Annotated in this window: 20 protein-coding genes; 11 read left to right on the top strand and 9 right to left on the bottom strand. The window is 53.8% G+C overall.

The window, feature by feature from the left end:
* Positions 1–55: 55 nt before the first annotated feature.
* From KDM89_RS01455 to KDM89_RS01445, 3 genes are all read left to right on the top strand, one after another.
* Positions 56–391: an ArsR/SmtB family transcription factor gene (locus KDM89_RS01455; protein WP_212686170.1), complete on the top strand. Its 336-nt coding sequence runs from the start codon at positions 56–58 to the stop codon at positions 389–391.
* 283 nt (positions 392–674) lie between these two features.
* Positions 675–1,193 carry a hypothetical protein gene (locus KDM89_RS01450; protein WP_212686169.1) on the top strand — a complete coding sequence of 173 codons (519 nt, stop codon included), beginning with the start codon at positions 675–677 and terminating at the stop codon, positions 1,191–1,193.
* 118 nt (positions 1,194–1,311) lie between these two features.
* A complete protein-coding gene (locus KDM89_RS01445) occupies positions 1,312–1,905 on the top strand; it encodes a DUF6988 family protein (RefSeq protein WP_212686168.1) in 594 nt (197 codons plus the stop codon).
* A 146-nt stretch (positions 1,906–2,051) separates the two neighbouring features.
* Here the strand turns inward: KDM89_RS01445 and KDM89_RS01440 are convergent, their stop codons facing one another.
* Positions 2,052–2,846: a sulfite exporter TauE/SafE family protein gene (locus tag KDM89_RS01440; protein WP_212686553.1), complete on the bottom strand. Its 795-nt coding sequence runs from the start codon at positions 2,844–2,846 to the stop codon at positions 2,052–2,054.
* A 133-nt stretch (positions 2,847–2,979) separates the two neighbouring features.
* Here KDM89_RS01440 and KDM89_RS01435 point away from each other — a divergent pair, with 133 nt between their 5' ends.
* Positions 2,980–3,846 (top strand): MBL fold metallo-hydrolase, encoded by an 867-nt coding sequence (locus KDM89_RS01435; RefSeq protein ID WP_212686552.1) that lies wholly within the window; start codon positions 2,980–2,982, stop codon positions 3,844–3,846.
* Between the two features lie 12 nt (positions 3,847–3,858).
* The gene (locus tag KDM89_RS01430) at positions 3,859–4,983 is read left to right on the top strand and encodes a 6-phosphofructokinase (protein WP_212686167.1); all 1,125 of its coding nucleotides are present in this window, start codon (positions 3,859–3,861) and stop codon (positions 4,981–4,983) included.
* A gap of 135 nt (positions 4,984–5,118) precedes the next feature.
* Here KDM89_RS01430 and KDM89_RS01425 read toward each other — a convergent pair whose 3' ends face one another.
* Entirely contained in the window at positions 5,119–8,739 is a 3,621-nt protein-coding gene (locus tag KDM89_RS01425; RefSeq protein WP_212686166.1) for a sensor domain-containing phosphodiesterase, read from the bottom strand.
* Positions 8,740–9,006: 267 nt separating this feature from the next.
* A complete protein-coding gene (locus KDM89_RS01420) occupies positions 9,007–10,323 on the bottom strand; it encodes a hemolysin family protein (RefSeq protein WP_212686165.1) in 1,317 nt (438 codons plus the stop codon).
* Positions 10,324–10,744: 421 nt separating this feature from the next.
* Here KDM89_RS01420 and KDM89_RS01415 point away from each other — a divergent pair, with 421 nt between their 5' ends.
* The 3 genes from KDM89_RS01415 (at position 10,745) to KDM89_RS01405 (ending at position 15,107) form a co-directional block, all read left to right on the top strand.
* Positions 10,745–12,940: a site-specific recombinase gene (locus tag KDM89_RS01415; RefSeq protein WP_212686164.1), complete on the top strand. Its 2,196-nt coding sequence runs from the start codon at positions 10,745–10,747 to the stop codon at positions 12,938–12,940.
* Between the two features lie 144 nt (positions 12,941–13,084).
* Positions 13,085–13,744 carry a YitT family protein gene (locus tag KDM89_RS01410; RefSeq protein WP_212686163.1) on the top strand — a complete coding sequence of 220 codons (660 nt, stop codon included), beginning with the start codon at positions 13,085–13,087 and terminating at the stop codon, positions 13,742–13,744.
* 241 nt (positions 13,745–13,985) lie between these two features.
* Positions 13,986–15,107 carry a beta-ketoacyl-ACP synthase III gene (locus KDM89_RS01405; protein ID WP_212686162.1) on the top strand — a complete coding sequence of 374 codons (1,122 nt, stop codon included), beginning with the start codon at positions 13,986–13,988 and terminating at the stop codon, positions 15,105–15,107.
* Positions 15,108–15,647: 540 nt separating this feature from the next.
* On the opposite strand, the gene KDM89_RS01400 is transcribed toward KDM89_RS01405, so the two are convergent.
* The 3 genes from KDM89_RS01400 to KDM89_RS01390 form a co-directional block, all read right to left on the bottom strand.
* On the bottom strand, positions 15,648–16,169 hold the full coding sequence (locus KDM89_RS01400) for a TlpA disulfide reductase family protein (protein WP_212686161.1): 522 nt from the start codon (positions 16,167–16,169) through the stop codon (positions 15,648–15,650).
* Positions 16,170–16,255: 86 nt separating this feature from the next.
* On the bottom strand, positions 16,256–17,029 hold the full coding sequence (locus tag KDM89_RS01395; RefSeq protein WP_230427611.1) for a transporter: 774 nt from the start codon (positions 17,027–17,029) through the stop codon (positions 16,256–16,258).
* 8 nt (positions 17,030–17,037) lie between these two features.
* Positions 17,038–17,484 carry an Lrp/AsnC family transcriptional regulator gene (locus tag KDM89_RS01390; RefSeq protein WP_189359019.1) on the bottom strand — a complete coding sequence of 149 codons (447 nt, stop codon included), beginning with the start codon at positions 17,482–17,484 and terminating at the stop codon, positions 17,038–17,040.
* Between the two features lie 129 nt (positions 17,485–17,613).
* On the opposite strand from KDM89_RS01390, the gene lysA reads away from it, so the two are divergent.
* On the top strand, positions 17,614–18,861 hold the full coding sequence (gene lysA / locus KDM89_RS01385) for a diaminopimelate decarboxylase (protein WP_212686160.1): 1,248 nt from the start codon (positions 17,614–17,616) through the stop codon (positions 18,859–18,861).
* 120 nt (positions 18,862–18,981) lie between these two features.
* On the opposite strand, the gene KDM89_RS01380 is transcribed toward lysA, so the two are convergent.
* The 3 genes from KDM89_RS01380 to KDM89_RS01370 form a co-directional block, all read right to left on the bottom strand.
* A complete protein-coding gene (locus KDM89_RS01380) occupies positions 18,982–19,779 on the bottom strand; it encodes a substrate-binding periplasmic protein (RefSeq protein ID WP_212686159.1) in 798 nt (265 codons plus the stop codon).
* A 77-nt stretch (positions 19,780–19,856) separates the two neighbouring features.
* Positions 19,857–20,720 carry an alpha/beta hydrolase gene (locus KDM89_RS01375; RefSeq protein WP_212686158.1) on the bottom strand — a complete coding sequence of 288 codons (864 nt, stop codon included), beginning with the start codon at positions 20,718–20,720 and terminating at the stop codon, positions 19,857–19,859.
* Positions 20,721–20,726: 6 nt separating this feature from the next.
* Positions 20,727–21,488: a phytanoyl-CoA dioxygenase family protein gene (locus KDM89_RS01370; protein ID WP_212686157.1), complete on the bottom strand. Its 762-nt coding sequence runs from the start codon at positions 21,486–21,488 to the stop codon at positions 20,727–20,729.
* A gap of 471 nt (positions 21,489–21,959) precedes the next feature.
* On the opposite strand from KDM89_RS01370, the gene KDM89_RS01365 reads away from it, so the two are divergent.
* Both KDM89_RS01365 and KDM89_RS01360 read left to right on the top strand, forming a co-directional pair.
* Positions 21,960–23,021: a 3-deoxy-7-phosphoheptulonate synthase gene (locus KDM89_RS01365; RefSeq protein WP_212686156.1), complete on the top strand. Its 1,062-nt coding sequence runs from the start codon at positions 21,960–21,962 to the stop codon at positions 23,019–23,021.
* 151 nt (positions 23,022–23,172) lie between these two features.
* Entirely contained in the window at positions 23,173–24,123 is a 951-nt protein-coding gene (locus KDM89_RS01360) for a DUF2167 domain-containing protein (protein ID WP_212686155.1), read from the top strand.
* Positions 24,124–24,508 lie beyond the last annotated feature (385 nt).

The following is a 24,508-nucleotide window of genomic DNA, read 5'->3' as shown; positions in this document are numbered from 1 at the left end:
GCCCGTCGCCGTAAAAAGGTATGATGTGAACTTTTCAGCCCCCGCGTGTTTTGTGATGCAAGGATTATCCGAACAGGCGCTGACTCAGGTCGCGCAGTATTTTTCCGCTTTATCGGAACCGAACCGCCTGCGCATACTGAATTGCCTGCGCGATGGTGAACTCAATGTAGGCGAACTGGCCGAACGCTGCCAGTGCTCGCAAGCGAACGTGTCGCGCCATTTATCGACGCTGGCCAAACACGGTTTTGTGGAACGCGAAAGTCGCGGCACCACCGCGATTTACCGCATCGCCGACCCGTCCGTTTATGCGCTCTGCGATTTAGTCTGCGGCAACGTCATGCGCCAGCTCGAAGCGCAGGCTGCCCTCGCGCAAAGCTTCCGTCACGAATAAGCGCCGCCGCGCTTATTCAATTTCCTCACCCGCAAAAAAAACGGCCTGCCGCTGGCAGCGCCGCGCTGCTCCGCCGCATCATCAGGCACGCTTTGCGCCGGTCAGATCAACCCGCCACCGCCTACCCGTTGTGCAGAACTCCGCATCTGTCATTTCCGGACAACCAGACTTTCTGCCGACGACCGCCGGATCGCTGTGCTGAACCCCGCATTTGAGCTGTTTTCGGGCTGATTTTTGCCGTCCGGCGACTTACAATCGCAGCAACACATCAATCCCGCCAGCGATGATCACCGACGAATCCAACCCGCCACGCTACAGCCTGCGCAGCCACAGCGAATACAAAAGCAAACTGCTGAATGCACGAGGCCAGCCAATCGCCGTGGTCAATGGCGAGGCCATCAGTTTTCAGCAGGATTTCGGTGAACTGACCCTGATCGCCACCCACTACGATTTCTTCGACGGCTGCAATCACTGGCTGTATCTGTTCAGAGGCAACACCCTGCTCGACCAGCTGACGCTGCCGGACAGCTTTGGCTTCGTCGACAAAGTACAGCGACGCAGCGCAGATACCCTGCAATTCAGCTTCCATGTGATCTGCAAACCGCAGGACGATGAGACACCGCAGGCGCGTAGCTGGCGACTGTATTGCGAAAAACATCAGGCGTGGGAAGTAAGGATCAATCCGCACGGCAACTGGGACTGGAAATGGACAGCGCTGATGCGCCGGCCTGGCCGGTTTTTGCTGAGCAGGCGGTATTTGCAGGTGCTGTGCGTTCGCGTGGACAATTTGGCGAAAGATTAAGGGATGAGGCTCAAATACCGCATTAGACTCACGTCGAAGTAAAAAGCGTCAGCAATTAGCTAATTTGACCTCTTGAAGCACATTTTTCACAGCTCATTCATTTACGTTTTTTATAACCATGAACAAATTCGACACCATTGAATCCGCCACTGAATTGGTTGAATGGCTCATACACGAGTTCCGCGACTTCAGTTTCCCAGCAACACTCCGGAACAAAATCTCCGCATCATGCTTTGCAGTTGCACAAGAACATCAACACGCCATTGTTTTGTGCCTAAGTCAGCAAGCTGCGCTAAATGCATCGGCATTTTCATTGGTCAGGGTTCAATACGAAGCATATATACGTGGCATGTGGATTTCTCATTGCGCAAGAGAAGATGAGATAGATGCTTTCTCCAAGGGCAATTTAAAGTTGGCGAACATGGATGTTTTAGTTGCTGCTATTGATCACTCAAGTGAAGTGAAAGGTCAGCTGCTTTCAACTCTGCATAAAAATGTTTGGAAAAGCATGTGTGCTTACACCCATACCGGGCCACAACAAATTCAGCGATGGATTACAGAAGAAAGTATCGAACCAAATTACAGCGCTGCCGAAGTTAAAGAAGTACTCGCCTTTTCCAGCAAAATTTCCCTACTGTCCGCAGTAAGTGTTGCATCATTAACCAATAATCACATCCTCGCAAATAAAATTCTTGAGAAGTATGACAGCTGACCAACTATGCAACTATCCGCATCCGCCATTCCCGGACAGCCAGACTTTCTGCCGACGACCGCCGGATTGCTGTGCTGAACTCCGCATTTGAGGTGTTTTCAGCGCTTTTTCAGCGCTTTTTCAGCGTCTGCAATGTCGGAGAAGGTTCAGGTGCCGAGAGCGCGCCAGCACAGGCTGAGGGCGACCAGGCTTAGCATCAGTGCGAAGCCTTGTTGTACGCGGCGGGCGGGCAGGTGGTGGACGAGGCGGCGGCCGGCCAGCATGCCGGCGATGGTGGCGATCACGAAGCCGCCGGAAAAGGCCAGCGGCAGGCTGGCGCCGTGTGCCAGCGCGGAACCGACGCCGAGCGTGCCGACCATCGCAATAAAAAATAAGGAAGTGGCAATCGCGCCGTGGATGGTCAGATTGGTGAAGTGGCGTAGCATAGGGACGATGATGAAGCCGCCACCGACGCCGAGTAAGCCCGTCATCAGACCGGCCAGACTGCCAATGCCAGCCATCAGGCCACCGGTTTTCCAGTTCCAGACAAAGCGACCAGTGGCACTGTTGATGGTAGCCAGTGCGCGTTGTTCTTCATCGCAGGCTGGCTGGCTGAGTTGGCGCCATAAGCGCAGTGAGACACCCGCCAAAATGGCGGCAAACAGGATCATCAGCGTGGCTTGCGGTAAGCGTCCGGCCAGCCAGACGCCGGTCCAGGTCGGAATCACGGCGGCCGCAGCCATCAGCATAGCGGCGCGGTAACGCACCAGCCCTTTGGCAAATCCTTCCGCCGCACCGGCCACGGCACCGGCAGTCACGGCCAGCAATGCCACCGGCATCGCTTGCTGCATGCTCCAGCCCTGCCCGTACACCAGCGCGGGTACGGCCAGTATGCCGCCACCGGCACCGGTCAGCCCCATCACGCTGCCGATCAGTAAGCCGGTCAGTGCCGCCATCAGTATTGCCATGTTGTCTCCTTGCGTTTGCAGCCGCCATCCTAATGCCGGTTTTGTGTGCGGTCTGTGACGGCGGTCACAGTGTGTGCCGCCGCTTTCTTGCTATGATGATAGTCATTCAACTTACCGGGAAGCAATGATGAATGCCCAGATCCTCAGCTTTTTTGATCCTGTGACCGGCACCGGCACGCATCTGGTGTTTGACCAGCCGGGTGGCCGCGCAGCGGTGATTGATCCGGTGCTGGATTACGATCCGAAATCCGGCCGCACCCGCCATCAGAATGCCGACAAGGTACTGGCGGCGCTGCGCGAACATCAGCTGACGCTGGACTGGATTATGGAAACCCATGCCCATGCCGATCATTTGTCGGCGGCAGTCTACCTGCAACAGCAGGCAGGCGGCAAGACGGTGATTGGTGCCGGTATCGCCGGTGTGCAACAGGTTTTCCGCAAAGCTTTTGACCTGGAAGCGGAATTTGTGTGCGACGGTTCGCAGTTTGATCATTTGCTGCACGATGGCGATACGCTGCCACTGGGCGCGCTGCATTTCACCGCGATTGCGGTGCCCGGCCACACACCGGCGGATATGGCGTATCAGATCGGCGATGCGGTGTTTGTCGGCGACACGATGTTTATGCCGGATGCCGGTACGGCGCGCTGTGATTTTCCCGGTGGCGACGCCAGCGCTTTATATCAGTCAGTACGCAAATTACTGGCATTGCCAGCAGCAACCCGTTTATTTCTGTGCCATGATTATCCGCCCGCCGGTTCCGGCCGCAGCCCTTGCCTCGTAACGACGGTGGCTGATCAGCGCGCCGCCAATATTCATGTGCATGACGGCATCAGTGAAGAGGATTTTGTGGCGATGCGCCGCAAACGCGATGCAACGCTGGAAATGCCGCAACTGATACTGCCATCGGTACAGGTCAATATCCGCGCCGGACATTTTCCGCCAGCCGCAGAGAATGGCGTACACTACCTGAAAATTCCGCTCAATTTTTTCTGAAGAAGTATATTTATGTCAGCAGCTCAATCCACAGCACGTCGTAAAATTGCGATCAGTACCGGCGGTGGTGATGCACCCGGTCTGAATGCGGTGATTCATGCCGTCGTGATGTCTGCCACCCGTCTGGGCTGGGAGTGTTTCGGTATCCGTGAAGGCTTCAACGGCATACTGCGTCCGGATCGTTATCCGGCCGATGGCATTATCGCGCTGACACCAGCCATGACCGAGCATATCAGCAGCACCGGCGGCACCATCCTCGGCACCACCAATCACGGCAATCCGCTGCATTATCCGACCACCATGCCGGACGGCAGCGTGCAGGAAACCGACCGCACCGCCGACATTCATGCAGCGTTGCGCGCACGCGGCATTGACGCGCTGATCTGTATCGGCGGCGATGGTACGCTGACGATTGCCCATGCACTGCATCAGCAGGGTTTAAACGTGATCGGCGTACCGAAAACCATCGACAACGATCTGGACAAAACCTTTACCACATTTGGCTTTGATACCGCTGTGTCATTCGCTACTGAATGTGTGGATCGTTTGCACAGCACGGCAGCCAGCCATCAGCGCATTATGGTGGTGGAAGTGATGGGACGTTACGCAGGCTGGATTGCGCTGCACAGCGGCTTAGCCAGCGGCGCCCATGCGATTCTGATTCCTGAAATTCCTTACGACACCGAAGCGCTGGCCACCTTTCTGCGCGAACGCGAACAGCAAGGCCATCATTATTCGATTGTGATGGTGGCGGAAGGTGCGCACGCTGCCGGACAGGCGCTGCATGTGCAGGCGGCCGCCGGTCAGGGTTATGTGGAAAGGCTGGGCGGCGTTGCTGCACATCTGGCGGCAGAACTGGAAACACTGACCGGCAAAGAAGCGCGCGCCGTGGTGCTTGGCCACTTGCTGCGCGGCGGCAGCCCGAGTGCGTTTGACCGCGTTTCTGCGCTGCGCTTCGGCGCGGCTGCTGTGCGTGCGCTGGCGGAAGGTCAGTCCGGCATGATGGTCGCGCTGGCGTTCCCGAATGTGAATTATGTGCCGTTGGAAGAGGTCGCCGGTCGTATGAAAGCCGTACCGGCTGACAGCGATACGCTGATGACGGCAAAGGAAACCGGGATTTTTACCGGCCAGCCATAGTCGCTGACGCAGTGCAGTCAGTCACCGGAACCGGCTCAGCGGAATACAAGTAAACATAAAAAGCGCAGCGATTTTGTCGCGGCGCTTTTATGTTTTTTATTCCTTACTTTTAATTATTACCTGCACTTGCCATCATCATTGCAGATGATTTTTCAGATCATGCTGCACCCAGCGCAGGAAATCATCCGGCGGCAAAGGTCTTGAAAAGAAATAACCCTGAATTTCATCACAGCCCTGCCCTTGCAGGAAATGCAGTTGATCGTGCGTTTCCACGCCTTCTGCAATCGTAATCATTTCCAGCTTATGTGCCATGCTGATAACCGCGCTGATGATCGCTTCATCTTCCGGATCTTCGCTGACATCATGTACGAATGATTTATCGATTTTTAATTTGTATACTTTAAACTGCTTCAGATAACTGAGCGAAGAGTATCCGGTTCCGAAATCATCAATCGACAAACGAACTCCCTGCGCGTGCAACTGATTCATCATCGCAATCGCCGCTGCCGGATCATGCATTGCCATACTCTCGGTCAGTTCCAGCTCCAGACAATCCGGCGGTACACCGGTTTCTTCCAGCAAACGCTGTACCAGTGAAGGCAATTCTTTATTTCTGAACTGCACTGCGGATAAATTCACCGCCATGCAAAAGTCGGATAATCCCTGATCGCGCCAGACTTTCAGCTGCTGCAACGCGGTACGCAATACCCATTCGCCAATCTCCAGAATCAGTCCGCTTTCCTCGGCCACCGGAATAAATTCCGCCGGTGACACCACGCCAAGCGCGGGATGCGTCCAGCGCAATAAGGCTTCTGCGCCAGCCAGTTTGCGACCGGTCAGGCTGATTTGCGGCTGGTAATGCAGTGCGAACTGCTGCCCTGCCAGCGCGTGCCGTAAAGCATTCACCAATTCGAGATGGCGCGCAGAACGCTCCTGCATTTCGCGGGTAAAGAAACTGAAAGTATTTCTGCCCTGCGTTTTGGAGCGGTACATCGCTGCATCTGCATTGCGTAACAGCGTTTCCAGATCTGTACCATCTTCCGGATACACTGCAATCCCGATTGACGGCGTCACATTCAGCTCGTAGCCGCCGATAGAAAACGGTGTACTGACCAGCGCGATAAGTTTTTGTGCAATACGTTCGGAAGCTTTTTCATCGACATCGGTCAGCATCACGATAAATTCATCGCCCCCCAGACGCGATAGTAAATCTTCTTCGCGCAGATTCTGACGCAGACGGCTTGCGACTTCGACCAGCAGACTATCGCCGATACTATGGCCCAGCGTATCGTTGACATCTTTAAAGTGATCCAGATCCAGAAACAGCACCGCCAGACGACGCTGATTGCGCTCAGCGTGATTAATCGCGGCACGGGCGCGCTCTTCCAGCAGGCTGCGGTTCGGCAATCCGGTCAGCAAGTCAAAGTGCGCGAGATACCGTATGCGCTCATCATTACGTTTTTTGTCCGTAATATCTTCCTGAATCGCAAGGAAGTGAGTGACATGGCCTTTTGCATCGCGGATCGGTGAAATGTGAGTCAGATCCACATGCTCAGTACCATCGGTGTAACGGTTAATCAGTTCACCTTTCCAGCTTTCACCTTTACGTAACTGATCCCACATTTCCTGATATGTTGCGGGCGGCGTTTTGCCGGAGCTCAGGATACTCGGACGTGATCCGATAATATCCTGCAAACGACGACCGGTATTTTGCAGATAACTGGCATTCGCATACTCAATCTGTATGTCACTGTCCGTAATCAGAATCGCATTCGAACTTTGCTCCACAGCCTGCGATAACTTGTGCTGGGCATCGAGTGACTGTCTGTGTTCAATCGCCAGCGCTGCCAGCCCCGCCGCCATTTCCAGCAACTGTAAATCATATGCAGACGGTGCCCTTGGTTCCGCATGATAAATAGCAAAAGCACCAAAAATCTTGCCGGAGGTCGACATAATCGGTTCTGACCAGCAGGAACGCAAACCGGCACGCTGGGCAAGCGGCCAGTAATCGCGCCAGAAAGGATGTACCGAAAGGTCTTCTGCAATCGTGCGCTCACCTGTCGCAATCGCGTTGCCGCAAGAGCCTTTACCGGGGCCGACTTTCAAGCCATCGATCGCTTCCGAGAAAAATACAGGCAGACTCGGCATCGCACCGGTGCGTAAAGTGACGCCGTCTTTATCCACCAGCATGACAGTGCAGAAACAATGCGGCAGAATCGCTTCAACTTTAGTTACCGCTTCTTCGAGGAAATGATGCAGCGTCAGTGTCGCAGTGACTTTTTCCAGCAGGAAGCTACGCAATTCTTCAATCTGCAATGAATGACGCCGCTCTTTTTCCAGTTCAAAACGGTTCAGCACATGGCCGACATCGACCGCAAATTCAGTCAGTAAAGTGCGGATGACTTCATCAAATGCTGCAGGATTTTCAGCGCAGACGATGAAGCTGCCAATCGCGCGGTGATTCACCATCAGTGGCAGTGCCGCAATCGCACCGCAATGGTATTGCTGCGCCAGCAAACGCCAGCCTTCTGCCTGGGCAGGATCATGAATATCCGGAAACCAGACTGCTTCTCCACGACAACAGTAAGGGAAATGAAAATCAAACTGGCGCTGTTCAAAATACTCCGGAATGTCCTCGCCACCATTCAGTATGCCGCTACTGCATTCACTGACGACCTGCATTTCCTGCTTCAGCGGATCACACAATGCAACCCATGCGACTTTCAATCCGGCCAGAATCACTGCATCCTGACAAATACGCGGGAACAGATCATCTTTTTCTTCAATCCGCAAAATGGACTGGTTGCACTGTGCCAGCGCCAGATACATCTGATTAATACGATGACTTTTTTCCAGCTCGGCGCGTAATTCCAGATCAATGCGTGCCAGTTGCTGACGCGTCGCCTGTATGCCGCCCATGATGCTGTACGGAGGTGCCTCGGCTTGATGTGGCGGTGTTTCAAACTGACCACGGCCCAGTGCCGCCAGACACTGCTGCAGATCACCGACATTTCCACCGAGAATTTTTTGTAATTGCAGATAGGCGCGTAGAAATAAACCGAGCGTCACTACGCCAAGTAACAAAAAAGCAATCAAAATCCGCAGCGCAGTTTTTTTGCTTTCTTCCAGACGTATATCCAGTCGCCCCGACATCAGGCGATGCGCTTCCGCAATCGGCGCGAGAATATTCAGCTTGGCGGCGCGGTATTCTTCGTCATACAGCAAACGAATCGCACGCTCACGTCCGAGGTCAACATTGGGTCCCGGATTTTCTGCCATATCCATGGCTTTCTTTTCCAGCCTGGTCAGAATATCGGAATTTGTTTTTGCAACCAGTAACAGTTCAAACTCATGGTCAGATAAGCCGGTCTCACGCAGTAGTTGCATAATCGGCTTACCGGGCACAGTCACCATCGGGCTGCCTGACTCCTGTATCGGTGTCAGATCATGGAAAGCATATTCCCCGGCCGGTAAACGCTGACGCTTACCTTCCCTTACATCCATGACTTCATTAAAGTACCGGCGATATATAGTATCGCCGGTTACTACGTAGGCGCGTGCAAAACGGGTCAGATCTTCCGACGTCCGGATCAGTTCATCCGTCATCTCGTGTGAGATAAAGCGATTCTCACTCACTTCATCTACTTCTTTTTCTGCCATCACATACAAACCGAATGCAACAGCAAATGCGCAAAATGACACCAGCGTCAGCCAGAAACTGAGTTTGAATTGTCCTAATGCTGCTTTTCCACCCATATGCTTTTACCCGCGATGATTGATATCAGAGCTGCACAAAGTTCATCTTCTATCAATATAGCTGAATTGGCGGAAGGAAACACCGTGTTCATGCTACGTCATGATGTTTCACATTTTCGCGTGGGGGAACACAAAGTTTTTGGTGCATCCCGGCACTTGTCAGGACAGCGTCAGGTATATCTGTGTTGATATAAAAAACGCAGTACAGCGTTTCCGCTGACTGCGTTTTTTACTACCGGCAACCAGTTTTATGACAAGGCCGAACAGTCAGTTTTCGTGATGATTTGCCTGCGCTTCTTTCGGATGAATCCTGACCAGCACAATGCGCGGACCATTCATTTTCTTCACGACAGCATCGAAACGGTCAAAAGAAATTTTCTGACCTTCCGACGGGATTTCACCGAGCTTTTCCATGATCAGGCCACCGATGGATTCGACCTCGTCATCATCAAGTTCAAAGCCCAGCGCCATACCCAGCGTATGCAGCGGCAAACTGCCCTTACCCAGCAAAGTACCGTCGTCCAGCAATGTCCAGTCGTTTTCATTCTGACGGAACTCATCACGGATCTGGCCGACCAGCGCACTGAGCAGGTTGTCCAGTGTCAGAAAGCCGACCGGATTACTGCCTTTGTGCCCCACAATCGCAAAGTGCGGCGCACCTTTACGGAAGCGGCGGAATAACTCCAGTGCCGGCATGGTTGGCGGTACATATTCGACCTGACGCAAGTGGCGACTCAGATCTTCCAGCGGTTTACCAGCCTGTTGCGCCAGAAATAAATCTTTCAGATGCAGCATACCGAGCACGGTTTTTTCATCGTCATCAAAATACGGATAACGGCTGAAACGGTGGCGGGCCGCCGTTTCCATGTTTTCCTGCAGAGACTGGCTTTTATACATCGCCACGACTTCATTGATAGGACGCATCAGATCGGAGACTTCCAGTCCGCCGAAATCCAGCGCCTGCGCCATCAGGCTCCATTCATCGTTGCCGGCATTCGTTTCATGACCGCCGCGCAGAATTAAGCGCAGCTCTTCCTGAGAATAATGTGCATCGCTGCCGTGAACTGCATCCAGCCCCAGCCAGTGCAGTACTTTGTTGGAACTGGCGTTCAGCACCCAGATTGCCGGGAACATGATCCAGTAAAACGCATACAACGGCGGTGCGGTCCATAAAGACACCCGTTCCGGCATGCGAATCGCCATCGACTTCGGTGCCAGTTCACCGACTACGATGTGCAAAAACGAAATGACAAAGAAAGCGAAGAAGAAAGAAACTGCATGTATCAGTTCCTGTGATGTGACGCCGGCCAGTGCAAACAGCGGTTCCAGCAAACGTGCAAATGCCGGTTCACCGATCCAGCCCAGTCCCAGCGATGCCAGCGTAATGCCCAGCTGACAGGCAGATAAGTAAGTATCGAGATGGCGGTGTACGGTCAGCAAAAGTTTCCCGCGCAGACCTGTCTTGCGCGCAAGACTGCGTACCCGTGTCTGACGCAGCTTCACCAGACCAAATTCCGCTGCCACGAAAAAGCCGTTCAGCAGCACCAGAGCAAATGCCGCAACGACCAGTAACAAATTATTCAACGCTTTCCCTTAAGAATAAACACGCCGATACTGTAGACGAAATTTATGAGACGTGCATGGTTTCCGCATGCAAACAGTCTTAATTTTCAATACTTTGCCGAAAAAAGGAACTATTTCCGGCTAAATTCATCAGACTGTGGCGTGTGCATGCGCCGCATCGCGGCATCACAGCGCCGGTTCCGCAACAGGCACAGGAGCAGACCACAACGCATCCTGCCACCCATTCAGGGCGCTCCCGATTGCAGATCATTGTTCCGGCACGAGCACCCGCAGATACTGCTCCGGGTTTGCTGTCCGCAGCAAACTGACAAGCTTGTGCAGCAATGGATGACAAGGCTGTCAAAATCAGTTACAACACGGATACCAACACTTTCCCCTGTGACAAGTATGCACGGTATCCGTTCCTCAGAAAGGAGTTTTCATGTCCTTTGATCATATTTTGTCCTGCATTGCACAGGCTGTGCATGAAAATCCGCAAACCAGTGACATCACGCATTTACGCGCACTGATCAACACGATACGCCCGGCGAAAGCCCGTGATATTCAGCGTGCCACCGATAATCTGCGTGCGCTGTGCTTTTTACTGCGCCAGCGGCCGGCATGGCGGCATGCGCTGCGCTGTTATCTGACGCAGATTGTCTGCCGCCGTAAGCTGGTGCATTTGCTGACCGATACCGGTATCACACTGAATGATGGTTTCTGGGGCGCTGCCGCCACCCGCGTGTTTAACCGCTTGCTGCCGCCACTGATCAATGATGAATATCTGAAAGATGTATTCGGTCAGATTTTCGACCGCGACGACGATTATCTGTGGGTGCAGGGCGTCAGTGATGAAGCCTGGGCAGATCTGATCCGCAGCCTCGGCGGGCGCTTACCGAAAGTGCGCCATACCCACAAGCTGATGACGGATGAAGTACTGAATGCAGTACAGGTTTTGTCATACCGCATTACCACCATCGGTCTGGAAGCTGAACTAGTGCGCAACTATCCGGCCATTGAAAAATTCGAATCGCCGTTCCTGCGCCAGAATGATGAAATCAATAATTACGCTGAAACCTACCGCGCCTGGTTTCACAATCCGCAACTGGCGCGCGAAGACAGTCAGCACATTGCGATTCTGCTGGATCAGTGCGATGACATCGTGCAGCGCATCCGTAAAACGGCGGCGCAAAACGGGGTTTCGGTCAGTCTGACCCGTTTACTGTTGCGTCTGACGCAAAGTATGCGGCGTCTGCGAACGCTGCTGGCTTTGCTCGACAGCCGCGAACTGCGCGATACCATCACACTGGCCGTGCCTTTGTTCAAAGAACTGGTCAGGGCAGATAACCGTCAGCACAGCGTGCGTGAACTGGTGCAAAGCAATACTGAACTGTTATCACTGCAGGTGACCGAGCGCGCCGGTCGCAGCGGCGAACATTATGTGACCAGCACCCGTGAAGAATGGCTGGCGATGATGAAATCCGCGATGGGTGCGGGCTTGATCGTCGGCTTCATGGCGCTGATTAAAATTCTGTTCGGTGCCATGGCGATGGCTCCGTTTGGCTATGCATTACTGTACAGCCTGAATTATTCCGCCGGTTTCGTGCTGGTGCATATTCTGCATTTCACGATTGCGACGAAACAGCCCGCAATGACGGCAGCGGTAATCGCCCGCACCATTGATCAGGGTAAGCAAAAGCTGGATGAGCTGACCGAACTGATCGTGCGCGTGATCCGCTCTCAGCTGATTGCGATTGCCGGCAATATTGTGCTGGCGATGCCAACCGCGCTGATCATCGCTTGGCTCTGGTACGGTTTTACCGGCGACCATTTAGTCAGTCCACAAAAAGCAGAACATTTGCTGCACGACCTTGATCCCCTGCACAGCATGGCATTACCACATGCAGCGATTGCCGGTGTCTGCCTGTTTTTATCCGGTCTGATTTCCGGCTACTACGATAACAAAGCCAGTTATGCGCAAATTCCGGCACGTCTGCGCCAGTTGGGCTGGTTGCGTCGCCTGCTCGGCGAACAGCGTCTGCAACGCATGACCGATTACATCGGTCAGCATCTGGGTGCGCTGGCCGGTAATTTCTTTTTCGGTGTGATGCTGGGTTCGATCGGCCAGTTCGGACAATTCTTTGGCTTGCCAGTGGATATCCGCCATATCACTTTCTCCAGCGCCAATTTTGTATTCGCCCTGACCGGACTGGAATATGCAGTGTCGTGGCAAGCGATGCTGTACAGCTTTATCGGCGTACTGCTGATTGGTCTGGTCAATCTGGGCGTCAGTTTCAGTCTGGCACTGATGGTGGCGCTGCGTTCACGCCGTGCCAGCTTCGGTCTCAGCGGACCTTTAGTCGGCTTGCTGTGGAAGCGTTTCCGTCATGGTGCACGTGACTTCTTTCTGCCGGAAAAACCGCTCGCGGCTGGCATGACTGCAGGCGAAGGATGGGTTGCACAGGAACCGGTACTGGCGCAGGAGGCTGCGAATGATGCCCTGCTGGAACAGCAAACCGATGCAGCAAACAGCACGGCCGACAATGCTGCGACCGTCAAAAACGACATGCCGGTTGATGAAACCGCATCCGTCAGTACCGATCCAGCGGTTGCCGGGCGTCAGCAAAAATTACTCTGACGCACGACGCAGCGTTGCACTCAGCCTCCTGCTGTGCTGCAAGGCTTGATACAACGCAAGACAGCGCATATTGTGAAGCGGGCAGACGCGGGAAGCACCCGCGCTCTGCGTACAATCCGGTAATTGCCTACTGAATGCGCTGCCATGTCTGACACCACTTCTCACACACCCCCACCTGCAGCAAAACCGCTGACACGCCGTTTTGTGCCGCACAGCTGGTTTGAAGATGTACTGGCGATACTGACCGGTACGTTGCTGGTTTCACTCGGCGTGGCCTTATTCAATCAGGCCGGATTGCTGACCGGCGGCACAGCCGGACTGGCATTTCTGACGCATTACCTGAGCGGTTACAGCTTCGGTACGGTGTTCTTCATCATCAATCTGCCGTTCTATTATCTGGCCTTCAAACGCATGGGCTGGCCATTCACGATCAAAACCTTTTGTTCGGTCGGGCTGGTCTCGCTGATGTCCGGCCTGCACCCGAAAATCATTCATCTGAGTCAGGACAACACGCTGGCCATGTTTTATGTGGCGCTGACCGGCGGCTTGCTGATGGGTGTCGGCTTTATTGTGTTATTCCGTCATCAGGCCAGCCTTGGCGGCATCAATATTCTGGCGCTGTATCTGCAACAAACCCGTGGCATCCGCGCAGGCAAACTGCAAATGGGTCTGGATATCCTGATCGTGCTGGCGTCGATCCGCGTGGTCGGCTGGCAAGCACTGGCAGCTTCGGTGGTCGGCGCATTTGCACTGAATCTGGCGATCAGTCTGAACCACCGCCCGGGTCGCTACATGACAGTCTGATCCTGGCAGCAAGTTCCCTATCAGGCTGCGGGAGCACAAATTCCAGCAGCGCTGTCCATTTCCGCAGCAAGCGCACCATTTTGGAACAAGCACTCTATTTCGGTAATCCGCTGCCGGAAATGTCATCGCTTCTGTGTAAAATGAAGCGACGAAGTCGCGTTTTTACGCCCCGCCAACACTATGGCGACTGACGGTGTTTTGCCAGCGCAAACTGCCAGCCGCTCTTTACAGAAAGCCTGCAATGAATCAAGTCGTTATCAGTGGTACCGGTCTGTACACGCCTGCTGAATCTGTTTCCAATGAAGAACTGGTTGCCTGTTTCAACGCCTATGTGGAACAGTACAACCACGACAACGCCGCTGCGATTGCCGCCGGTGAACTGACTGCGCTGGAAGGTTCCAGCACCGCTTTTATCGAAAAAGCTTCCGGTATTCAGTCGCGTTATGTGATGAACAAAGAAGGCGTACTGGATGTGAAGCGCATGGTGCCGCGCATTCCGGAACGTGCGGATGACGAACAATCCATCATGTGCGAAATGGCCGTTGCCGCTGCCCGTCAGGCGCTGGAACGTGCCGGTAAAACCGCCGCTGATGTGGATGCCGTACTGTGCGCCGCCTCGAATATGCAGCGTGCTTATCCGGCAATGGCCGTCGAAATTCAGAATGCACTCGGCATCGACGGTTACGGTTTCGACATGAACGTTGCCTGCTCTTCCGCCACCTTCGGCATTCAGGCAGCGGTCGGCGCAATTCAGTCCGGTCAGGCACGTGCCGTACTGGTCGTGAATCCAGAAATTACCAGCGGCCACCTGAACTGGCGCGACCGCGACAGCCACTTCATTTTCGGTGATGCCTGTACCGCGATCCTGATTGAGCGCGCTGATCTGGCAACTTCTGCACATCAGTTTGAAATCGTCGGCCTGAAACTGAAAACTCAGTTCTCCAACAATATCCGCAATAACTTCGGCTTCTTAAACCGCGCCGATGAAAGCGGTGTTGGTCAGCCTGACAAACTGTTCCGTCAGCAAGGCCGTAAAGTATTCAAAGATGTCTGCCCTATGGCGGCGGAAGTGATCACCACTACCGTGCAGCAAGCCGGTCTGGCGGTCAACGATATCAGCCGTTTCTGGCTGCATCAGGCCAACCTGAACATGAACCTGCTGATCGCCCGCCTGATTCTGGGCCGCGACGCAACACCGGAAGAATCACCGACCATTCTGAACGAATACGCGAATACCTCGTCTGCCGGTTCGATTATCGCTTTCCACAAATATCAGGACGATCTGCAAAGCGGCCAGCAAGGCGTCATCTGCTCGTTCGGCGCCGGTTACTCTATCGGTTGCGTCGTGGTACGCAAACGCTGATTCACGCCGCTGAATCAGGTAACCACATCGCCGGCTGACATAACACCGGCCAGACACAAACCGCGCTACGGCGCGGTTTTTTATTTGTCTGCTGCGGTGCCGGTTTTTTGTACCACCATCAGCAACCGGCACGCTGCCTCCACAAAGACCATCACAAGTGCTCAGCTGTCATTACTGGCAATCATTCATCATCATCCGGCGTTGCGCGAATTGCCCGAAATTGTCTGAAACCACCTGAAAGTGCCCGAAATGCGGATTTTCGCATAGCACTCTGGCGGTCGTCGGCAGAAAGTCTGGCTGTCTGAAAATTGCTGATGCGGAGTTCTGCACAATCAACGCTACGGAATGCAGACAATCCGGCCTGATGGCGGCGCAGCGGGATGTTTGCTGAAAAAGACTAAGCCAGCAAAAAAGAGTAGCAGTCCGGTACTGTGTTCAGCAGTGAATCAACAGAGCGGTCAGAACTGCGGTTAGCGGTGAGTAGAGAGCAGAAACAAAAACGGAGCCGAACAGGCTCCGTTTTTTGGGGATGATCCGGCGTCAGGCTTTCAGCGCGGTTTCCAGAATTTTGTGTAACTCTTCCATCGAAGGCTGCCCCATATAACGCTTGAGGATTTTGCCTTTTTTGTCGATCACGAAAGTGGTGGGTGTCATGCGCACACCATCGAAGGCTTTGGCCAGTCCACCGTCCACATCCAGTGCTACCTGAAACGGTAACTGGCGGGTTTCGGTGAAGTTCAGTACATAGTTCGGCGGATCGTACTGCATCGCCACGGCGATAAATTCCAGACCTTTATCATGGTATTTCTGATAGGTCCGCACCATGTCCGGCATTTCTGCGACGCAGGTGGAGCAGGATGTGGCCCAGAAATTCACCATCACGACTTTGCCGCGCAATTGTTCGCTGCTGATTTTCTGGCCCTGCAGATTGGTAAAGCTGACCGGCGGCATCACCGGTTGTGCATTGCGCGCGACATTCAGTGCCCACAGCAAAGCACCCGCTGCGAGCGCAACAAACACGATAAACAAGCGAAAATGACGGGCGTTCAGAGACTTCAGCATGATCAATAATCCTGACAAAGGAGCAAGCGCATTGTACCCGTGTTACGGAAAACTGTGCGCCGCTTCCCTTCCCTGCATGATACGCATCAGAACAATTTTCCCAGCGGTATCACGATACCGGTAAATACGCTCCAGTCCGGACTGCCAGCCGCCAGACCGCGTGTGAAGCCGATATCCAGCGTCATTTTCGGGGTCGGGCTGTATGATACCGCCATCAGCAACTGGTGCTGGCTGGCAGTGCCGCGCCGGTAGGCAGTGCTCAGTTCTGCGGTCAGATCGGTTTTCTCCGCCACGCTCCAAGATGCAGCCGCAGACAAACCGGTTTGCCATGCTGAGCTTCCCGGTTCTGCAAAACCGAGACGACTGGTATTCAGATTGATATCCAGCGCACGGCTGCCATCGTCATAACTCCAGATGCCATTCAGCACATAATCGGTTTTGCCGCTGCCCAGACCGAATTTCGCGGTCGGCAGCTTATTGCCGAATTCCAGCCCCAGCGCACGTTTGTCGTCCAGCGCATACGCATATTTCAGGGTGATGCTGGTATCGCCGATGCCGCGCTGCGTGCTGCCGTCATCATTCTGCTGACGGAGATGTGCATCGCCACCGAGCAGCACGCCCCAGCGCGGATTGAAAGCCAGCTTCAGCAGATACGGCACACTGTCGCGATACAAGCCGTCACTGCGGCTGCGCGTGAAACCGGCTTCCAGTTCGAGCTGTCCGGTTTGCGGTAAAAATGCGGTGTTCGATACTGAAGGCCGGTAAGGTGTGACGCCATCCTCTTTTTCATCATCTGCATAAGAAGCCAGACTGATACAGCTCAGCAAACACAACAGGCTGATATGAACAGAAGGTTTCATCGAAGCTCCTAAACGGACGGCGGTGTAATCACTTTGCCATTAACGTGAGTGGTCAGCACAATCGCGGTAGAAGTAGAACCGAATGCATTGAGCTGATTAATCAGGCGCTGCAAATGTTCAACATCGGTTGCCAGCACTTTCATCACGCAGCCGTCTTCGCCGGTGACGGTGTAGCAATCAATAATTTCCGGACTTTGTGTCACGTATTGCGTGTACGGTCTGCCCTGTTGCGTCGAAATACGGATCATCGCTGTCATCTGATAGCCGAACGCTTTCGGATCGACCTCTGCGCGGTAACCGCGGATTACGCCGCTGGATTCCAGTCTGCGTATGCGCTCTGACACCGCAGGCTGACTCAGATGCACCTGCCGCCCGATTTCCGCATGTGACATACGGGCATCCTGCTGCAATAAAGACAAAATTTTCTGATCAAACTGATCGATTTTGGAATTCATAAGCAAATCACCGTTTTTCCCGATGAGTACACCTTATCAGAGCCTGATCACTTATGAAATCCTATTCAAGCATCGCGTGCAAATTGTTAGAGTAGCGTACAACACTTGCTTCGAATTTCAAGGAAAACCATGAAAGCCCGCCTCTCCGCCAGCCAGCTGGCCAGCCTTGCCGATCAGTATCAGACGCCGTACTGGGTGTATGACGCCAGCGTGATCCGCGCGCAGATTGCACGCCTGCGTGCCTTTGATGTGATTCGCTTTGCGCAGAAAGCCTGCAGCAATATTCACATTCTGAAATTAATGCGCGAAGAAGGCGTGCTGGTCGATTCCGTTTCGCTGGGTGAAGTGGAACGTGCGCTGGCAGCGGGTTTTGATCCATTGGCGCAGACTGATCATGCACCGATTGTATTTACAGCTGACGTACTGGATCAGGCAGCGATACAGCGCGTGACGGAACTGAATATTCCGGTTAACTGCGGCAGCCCGCAGATGCTCGAACAACTCGGTAAAGCCAAGCCCGGCCATCCGGTCTGGCTGCGTATCAATCCCGGTTTTGGTCATGGCCACAGCCGTAAAACCAATACCGGTGGCGAGCAAAGCAAGCATGGAATCTGGCACAGCAATCTGGATCAGGCACTGGCGATCATCGATCAGTATGGCTTGCAATTGCAGGGCTTGCATATGCACATCGGCTCCGGCGTGGATTACAGCCATCTGCAGGCAGTCGGCGACGCGATGGTGGCGCAAGTCAAGTCGCTGGGCCGTGATCTGAAAGCGATTTCCGTTGGCGGTGGCTTGTCGATTCCTTACCGCGACGGTGAAGCGGAAGTCGATACCGATCATTACTTCACAGTCTGGCAGGCAGCCCGCCGCGAAATCGAAGCGCATCTTGGTCATGCGATCAGTATGGAAATTGAACCGGGTCGTTTTCTGGTTGCTGAATCAGGTTTGCTGGTGGCGGAATTGCGTGCGCAAAAGCAGGCGGGGAATAATTTCTTTGCGCTGGTGGATGCCGGCTTTAATGATCTGGCGCGTCCGGCCATGTATGGCAGTTACCACCGCATAAGCGTGTGCACCCGCGACGGGCAGGAGCGCACAGGAGCATTGCAGCCAACCGTGGTGGCGGGTCCGCTGTGCGAATCCGGCGACGTATTCACGCAGGAAGACGGCGGCGTTGTGACCACACAAAATCTGCCGGTGGCAGAAATCGGCGATTTGCTGGTATTCCACGATGCCGGTGCTTACGGCGCCAGCATGTCATCGAATTACAATTCCCGTCCGCTGCTACCGGAAATTCTGGTGGAGCAGGATCAGGTGAAACTGATACGCCGTCGCCAGACGATACAGGAACTGATCGCACTGGAAACCGGCATCTGATTTTTATTTATCAATATTTGTATTGATATTGATATTGATATTTTAAAATCCGAATCAGCATTCCATGCGGAAATAAAAAAGCACGCTGTCAAAGCGTGCTTTTTTGTATCCGGCGATAACTCATTTCCCCGGTGGCTCATCCAGTATGCCGGCTTTACGGGCACGCATTAAGCCGTGATTTATCTGATCAATCAAGCCCTGATCTTTATCGGCACGAATCGCAAAATGCAGCGTATCTGCCATCAGCGGTTCCGGCGATGCGACCAGCTTCACATCATCGAGCCCGCCGACACCGGCAGGTTGCTGATCACGTATCGTTTGTAAACGACGTTCTATCCACGCAGGATTGGCAACCGGACTGGCAAACAGTGCGGCATCCATGCGTTTAAATAATAATTTATAAATACGTGAAATTGGCTGCGGGTGATCCTGCTCCAGCTTAAATACTTTGTCGCGCATCATTTCGAATTCATCAGTGAACTGAAATCCGCGTGGCACACCAATCACTTTACCTTTTAAGTCCTGCAGACTCTTCACCGGAAACTGCGCATCAGCACGGGTCACGACAAAAATATACCGCGTCACAACCTGCTGTGAGTAATGCAGGGTTTTCTCACGTTCTTTGTTTTTGCTGATGCCAAAAATTAATCCCTCGCCCTGCTCCACCATTTTCAGAGCCCGCGGCCACGGCAGACACACCCGTTTCAGTTGTAATTGTTCCGTAGCGCTGATGAAGTCCAGTAAATTCCGGGTCGTATCCGATGGCACTGGGCCGGCACATTGTCCGTCCGGTGTTTCCTGAGTAAATACCTGATATTCGAGTGCTGCTGCCGGCAATCCGGTGCATAGTAAAGTAGCAAGCGCCACATAACGGATAACAGCTAACGCTTGAAGACAAGGTGAAGACACAGCACTCATAGATATCAGGCTCAGAAATGATGGACTGATTCTGGCACAGAGTACGTATAAATCTGCCGAAAAACTGGTATTAACGCTTATTTGGTACAGGTTTGCAGAAATTGCCGTAGCTTTTCTGCGACGCTGCGGCTATGCGTACCAAATCCGATATGACCAGTGTCTGCCAGGGTCATCAATTCTGCGCGTCCTCCGGCTTGCTGATAGCTGGCCGTAAAACGCTGTGATTGCGAAAGTGGTACGGTCTGATCCTGTTCACCATGAATCAGTAACAGTGCCGGCAGCGCTTCCTTGCGGCGTTTGATCTTATCTCGCTGATCCAGTTGCCATTGCGGGCTGGCTTTCTGATACAGCGCAGCAGCCTGCGGATATGCTGCGCCCGTCAGCGCTTTCAGCATCACACGCGGCGACATCATATCCTGCCGGTCAGGATCAGCAGTTTGCCACCAGGCGGGTAAATCCAGCGGCGCACCGTGCAATGCTGCGCAACGCAAAGGCGAAGTGTTCGTTGTTTCCCACCGGCCGGGCGTAGTCTGCGATAAGGCCAGCAAATGCGCTCCGGCAGAAATACCGATGCCTGCCATACGTTTGCCATCGCCACCGTATTGCGCTGCATGTTGCTGCAACCAGCCCAGCACACATTTCATATCTTCGATCTGGGCCGGAAAGCGTGCTGCAGGCGCCAGCCTGTATTCAGCGGCGGCAGCAACATAGCCTTGCTGACTCAGCCATTGCAGCAACTCCGGATAATCCTGACGGCTGCCGCCTATCCAGCCACCGCCGTGCACAACCACCACCACAGGCGCTGGCTGCTGCAAACGCTGAGCCGGTGGCAGAATATCCAGCGATAAACCCTGACACAGCGGCACGGTTTGCAGCGCCGCGACAGATACGCCGTGCAACAGGGTAAAACTCAGCAGGCAAACGAGTCGTGCAGGCAGCATACAGGTTCAGTTCAGGGTCAGCGGAATATCCGGCAGACGGGCAGAACGGCTGCCCGGCAACGGCGGATTGTCTGCGGCATGATACGTGAACACCAGCGAGAATTTCGTCTGCTGCGTCTGATTATTCCCTGCCGCGTGGAATAACTGGCTGTGGAACAACAACACATCGCCCTGCTGCAAAGGTACGGCCACGGCCTGTTTCAGTAAATCCTGATTGTCCGGATGATCTTTGATCAGAAACTGCAAATCATCGAGCTGGCCTTCATGCAGCGTCAGTTTGTGCGTTCCCGGTATCACCCACAGACAACCGTTTTCCACTGTTTCATTCCGCAAGGCCAGCCATGCGGAAACCAGATCGGCACGCGCAAATTGCCAGTAACGGCTGTCGCGATGCCAGCCGGTGGCTGTGGAATAGCGCGGCTGCTTAGTCATGATGCAGTTGTGATGTGCCTGCGACAAAGCAGCGCCTTCGCCGAGCAGACTGATCAACGGTGCGGCCAACTGCGCGCCGGTGGCCCACTGCGCCAGTTCCGGACTGCGCGCATATGCCTGCAGCAAACGACGCGCTGTCATGCCACCTTCCGCATCACGCGATGCCGGTGCGCCCGGATAGCGGGTATCCGCTTCGTATTCAATCTCACCGCAATGACTGGCCAGCGCGGCTTGTGCATCCGCAACAATCTGCTGACAGTATGCCTGGTCTGCCAGACCCGGCAGCACCAGATAGCCATGCTCACGGAAGAAAGCGATCTGTGTAGGGTTCAACATCTGCAGTTCCTGCAAAAAACTGGTATTGTTCCACAGGCAAAGCAAGACAGGGAAAACAGTTATGCGAATTTTCTGCCGCAGCAGTTTTGTCTGACAAGCATTGCAAACAACGGTTTTGCAACAAAGCTGTGATTGCTTTCCGCGCCAAAACTGCGGATTACACAGCTTTTTGCGCCGCATCAGGAATTCGGGCAATAATGTGGATTAGAACCGGATACGGTGGCTACCCGCCACGGTGTGACCGGCACCACTGCCTGCAAGGGCCAGCCCCTTGCTCCACCCTGCGCAGCCCGGACCCCGGGTCAGGCAGCACTGAAGCCATTATCCGTGGCTGACACGGCAAACATGCTCTGATGAACCGCAGAAGTCACAGACTTCATTTCATCCGTATCCTGCGCCTTCACGGCGGGCGGGTCACGGCTGATATGCAGTCCGCACTTGCTGCATTTATTTTTTAAGATTGTATTTAACATGACGCAAATACTGGAAAACATTAACGTCAGCGCGTTCGACAATATGCCGACGCCTGAAGAACTGCACGCTAAACTGCCACTCAGCGAAACCGCTGGCAGCGTCGTAGAACAAAGCCGCAACACACTGCGCGCGATTCTGGAACGTAAAGACCCGCGCCTGTTTGTGGTGGTGGGGCCATGCTCGATTCACGATCCGGTCGCCGGTCTGGATTACGCGCGCCGACTGAAAGCCCTGCAGGCAGAACTGGAAGATGTGATGGTGCTGGTCATGCGTGTATATTTTGAAAAACCACGCACCACCACCGGCTGGAAAGGCTTCATCAATGATCCGTATATGGATGATTCTTTCCGTGTCAATGAAGGCATGGAAAAAGCACGTCAGTTCCTGCTGGATGTCTGTGAACTGGGCTTGCCAACAGCGACCGAAGCACTGGACCCGATTTCGCCGCAATATCTGGGTGATCTGATCACCTGGACAGCGATCGGCGCACGTACCACCGAATCCCAGACTCACCGCGAAATGTCATCCGGCTTATCCACGCCGGTCGGTTTTAAAAATGGCACCGACGGTGACATCGGTATCGCGATCAATGCGATTCTGTCGGCATCGCATCCGCATTCTTTCCTCGGTCTGAATGCACAGGGCCGTGTTTCCATTGTCCGCACCAGCGGCAATCCGCATGGCCACGTAGTGCTGCGCGGCGGCGGTGACCGCCCGAATTACGATACGGTTTCGGTCGCGATGGCACAGCAGGCGCTGGTGAAAGCCAAACTGCCGCCGAATATCGTGATCGATTGCTCACACGCCAACAGCTACAAAAAACCGGAACTGCAACCGCTGGTGATGGCCGATGTGGTTAATCAGATTGCCAACGGTAATCAGAATATTGTCGGCGTGATGATTGAATCAAATCTGGCAGCCGGCAATCAATCGATTCCGGCAGATCTGAGTCAGCTGAAATACGGTTGCTCGGTCACCGATGCCTGCGTGGACTGGGAAACCACCGTCACCATGCTGCGTTACGCAGCAGAACGTCTGCGCAGCGCGAAGAAAGCCTGAAGCTTTTCCGCGCAACATTCACCTGATAAAGAAACAACAATTCATCTTAAATAGATTGCAAAAATGATGTCATCTGCACAAAGATGGTGATGTTATAAATTGTTGACATGACGCCGGCAATGTACCGGCGTCTTTTTTTTCAGGGAAAACCATGTCTTATCTGCGTATTTTCAGCATTTCCGCGCTACTCAGCGCCAGCCTTGCCGTACCGGCTCAGGCACAACAATCTTCTGCACCAACCGATCCGCGTGCAGTGGCTTTGCAAGCTGCCTACGATGCCGCTGCCAAAGTAAAAACAGATGGCCCGGCCGTCATTCATCTGAACGATCAGGCCGATCTGAAACTGCCCGCCAATCAGATTTATATCCCGATGCCGGAAGCCGGACGCATTATGCAGGCGATGGGTAATCACAATGACCCGACCACACTGGGTTTGATTTTCCCGCGCGAAGGCCAGTGGATGGCGGTCGCTAAATGGGAAAAATCCGGTTACATCAAAGATGATGATGCGAAAAACTGGAATGCCGATGATTTGCTGAAAAGCCTGAAAGAAGGCACGGAAGAGCAAAACAAAGAACGCGAAAAAATGGGCATTCCAGCGATTATGGTTGATCGCTGGGCAGAAGCACCGCGTTACGATGCTGCCAGCCATCGTCTGGTCTGGTCCATTCTTGCCAAATTAAAGCAAGGTGAAGATCCTGATCCGGGCGTCAACTACAACACCTATGCGCTGGGACGTGAAGGTTATATCAGCGTGAATATGATTACTTCCGCCAGCCAGATCGCGACGGATAAAGCCCAGGCACAAACGATACTGGATAGTCTGCAGTTTAACGAAAGCAAACGCTACGCTGACTTTAATCCGGCGACCGACAAAGTGGCTGAATACGGACTGGCCGCACTGATTGCCGGTGTCGCCGCGAAAAAACTCGGCTTTTTCGCGATCATCGTCGCTTTCCTCGCCAAATTTGCCAAACTGGCGATTGCCGGCGTGATTGGTCTGGGCATGGCAGCCCGCAAATTCTTCAGCAAGAAAGAAGAAGATGCACCGGTCGCTGTGCCGCAAGATCACAATAACGACCAGCCGAAAACCGGTACCTGAGTCCGCTGCTGACACCGCTGCACGACAAGGCAGCGGTGTCGCACTGGCGCGTGAGTTCGTATCTCACACCTTCTGCCAGCAAATGCACTTGCTGACTCAAGCCCCTCCTTCCCCGGACTCTGCTCTTCAAGCACCCCTGCCTCGTGAAGCCACCTGCAGCCGTCTGAAATGGCCAGAAATGGTTCGAAAAGGCCTGTTTGCGGATTTCAGCATAGCAAAATCGCTGTCGTCGGCAGAAAGTGCGGGCCTCCGTAAAATCAAAATGCGGAGTTCTGCATAACGACCACGGTTCCGTGAAAGGCTTTACCGGATCACGAGGCAAAAACAAACCGCCCGGCGGATAACTCCGGCGGGCGGTTTTTGTTGGTATCAGTAGATACCTTTT

Source organism: Cognatundibacterium luofuense (assembly GCF_018139685.1).
GTDB lineage: Bacteria > Pseudomonadota > Gammaproteobacteria > Burkholderiales > Burkholderiaceae_D > Undibacterium > Undibacterium luofuense.
This window is presented reverse-complemented; position numbering and strand designations above follow the sequence as displayed.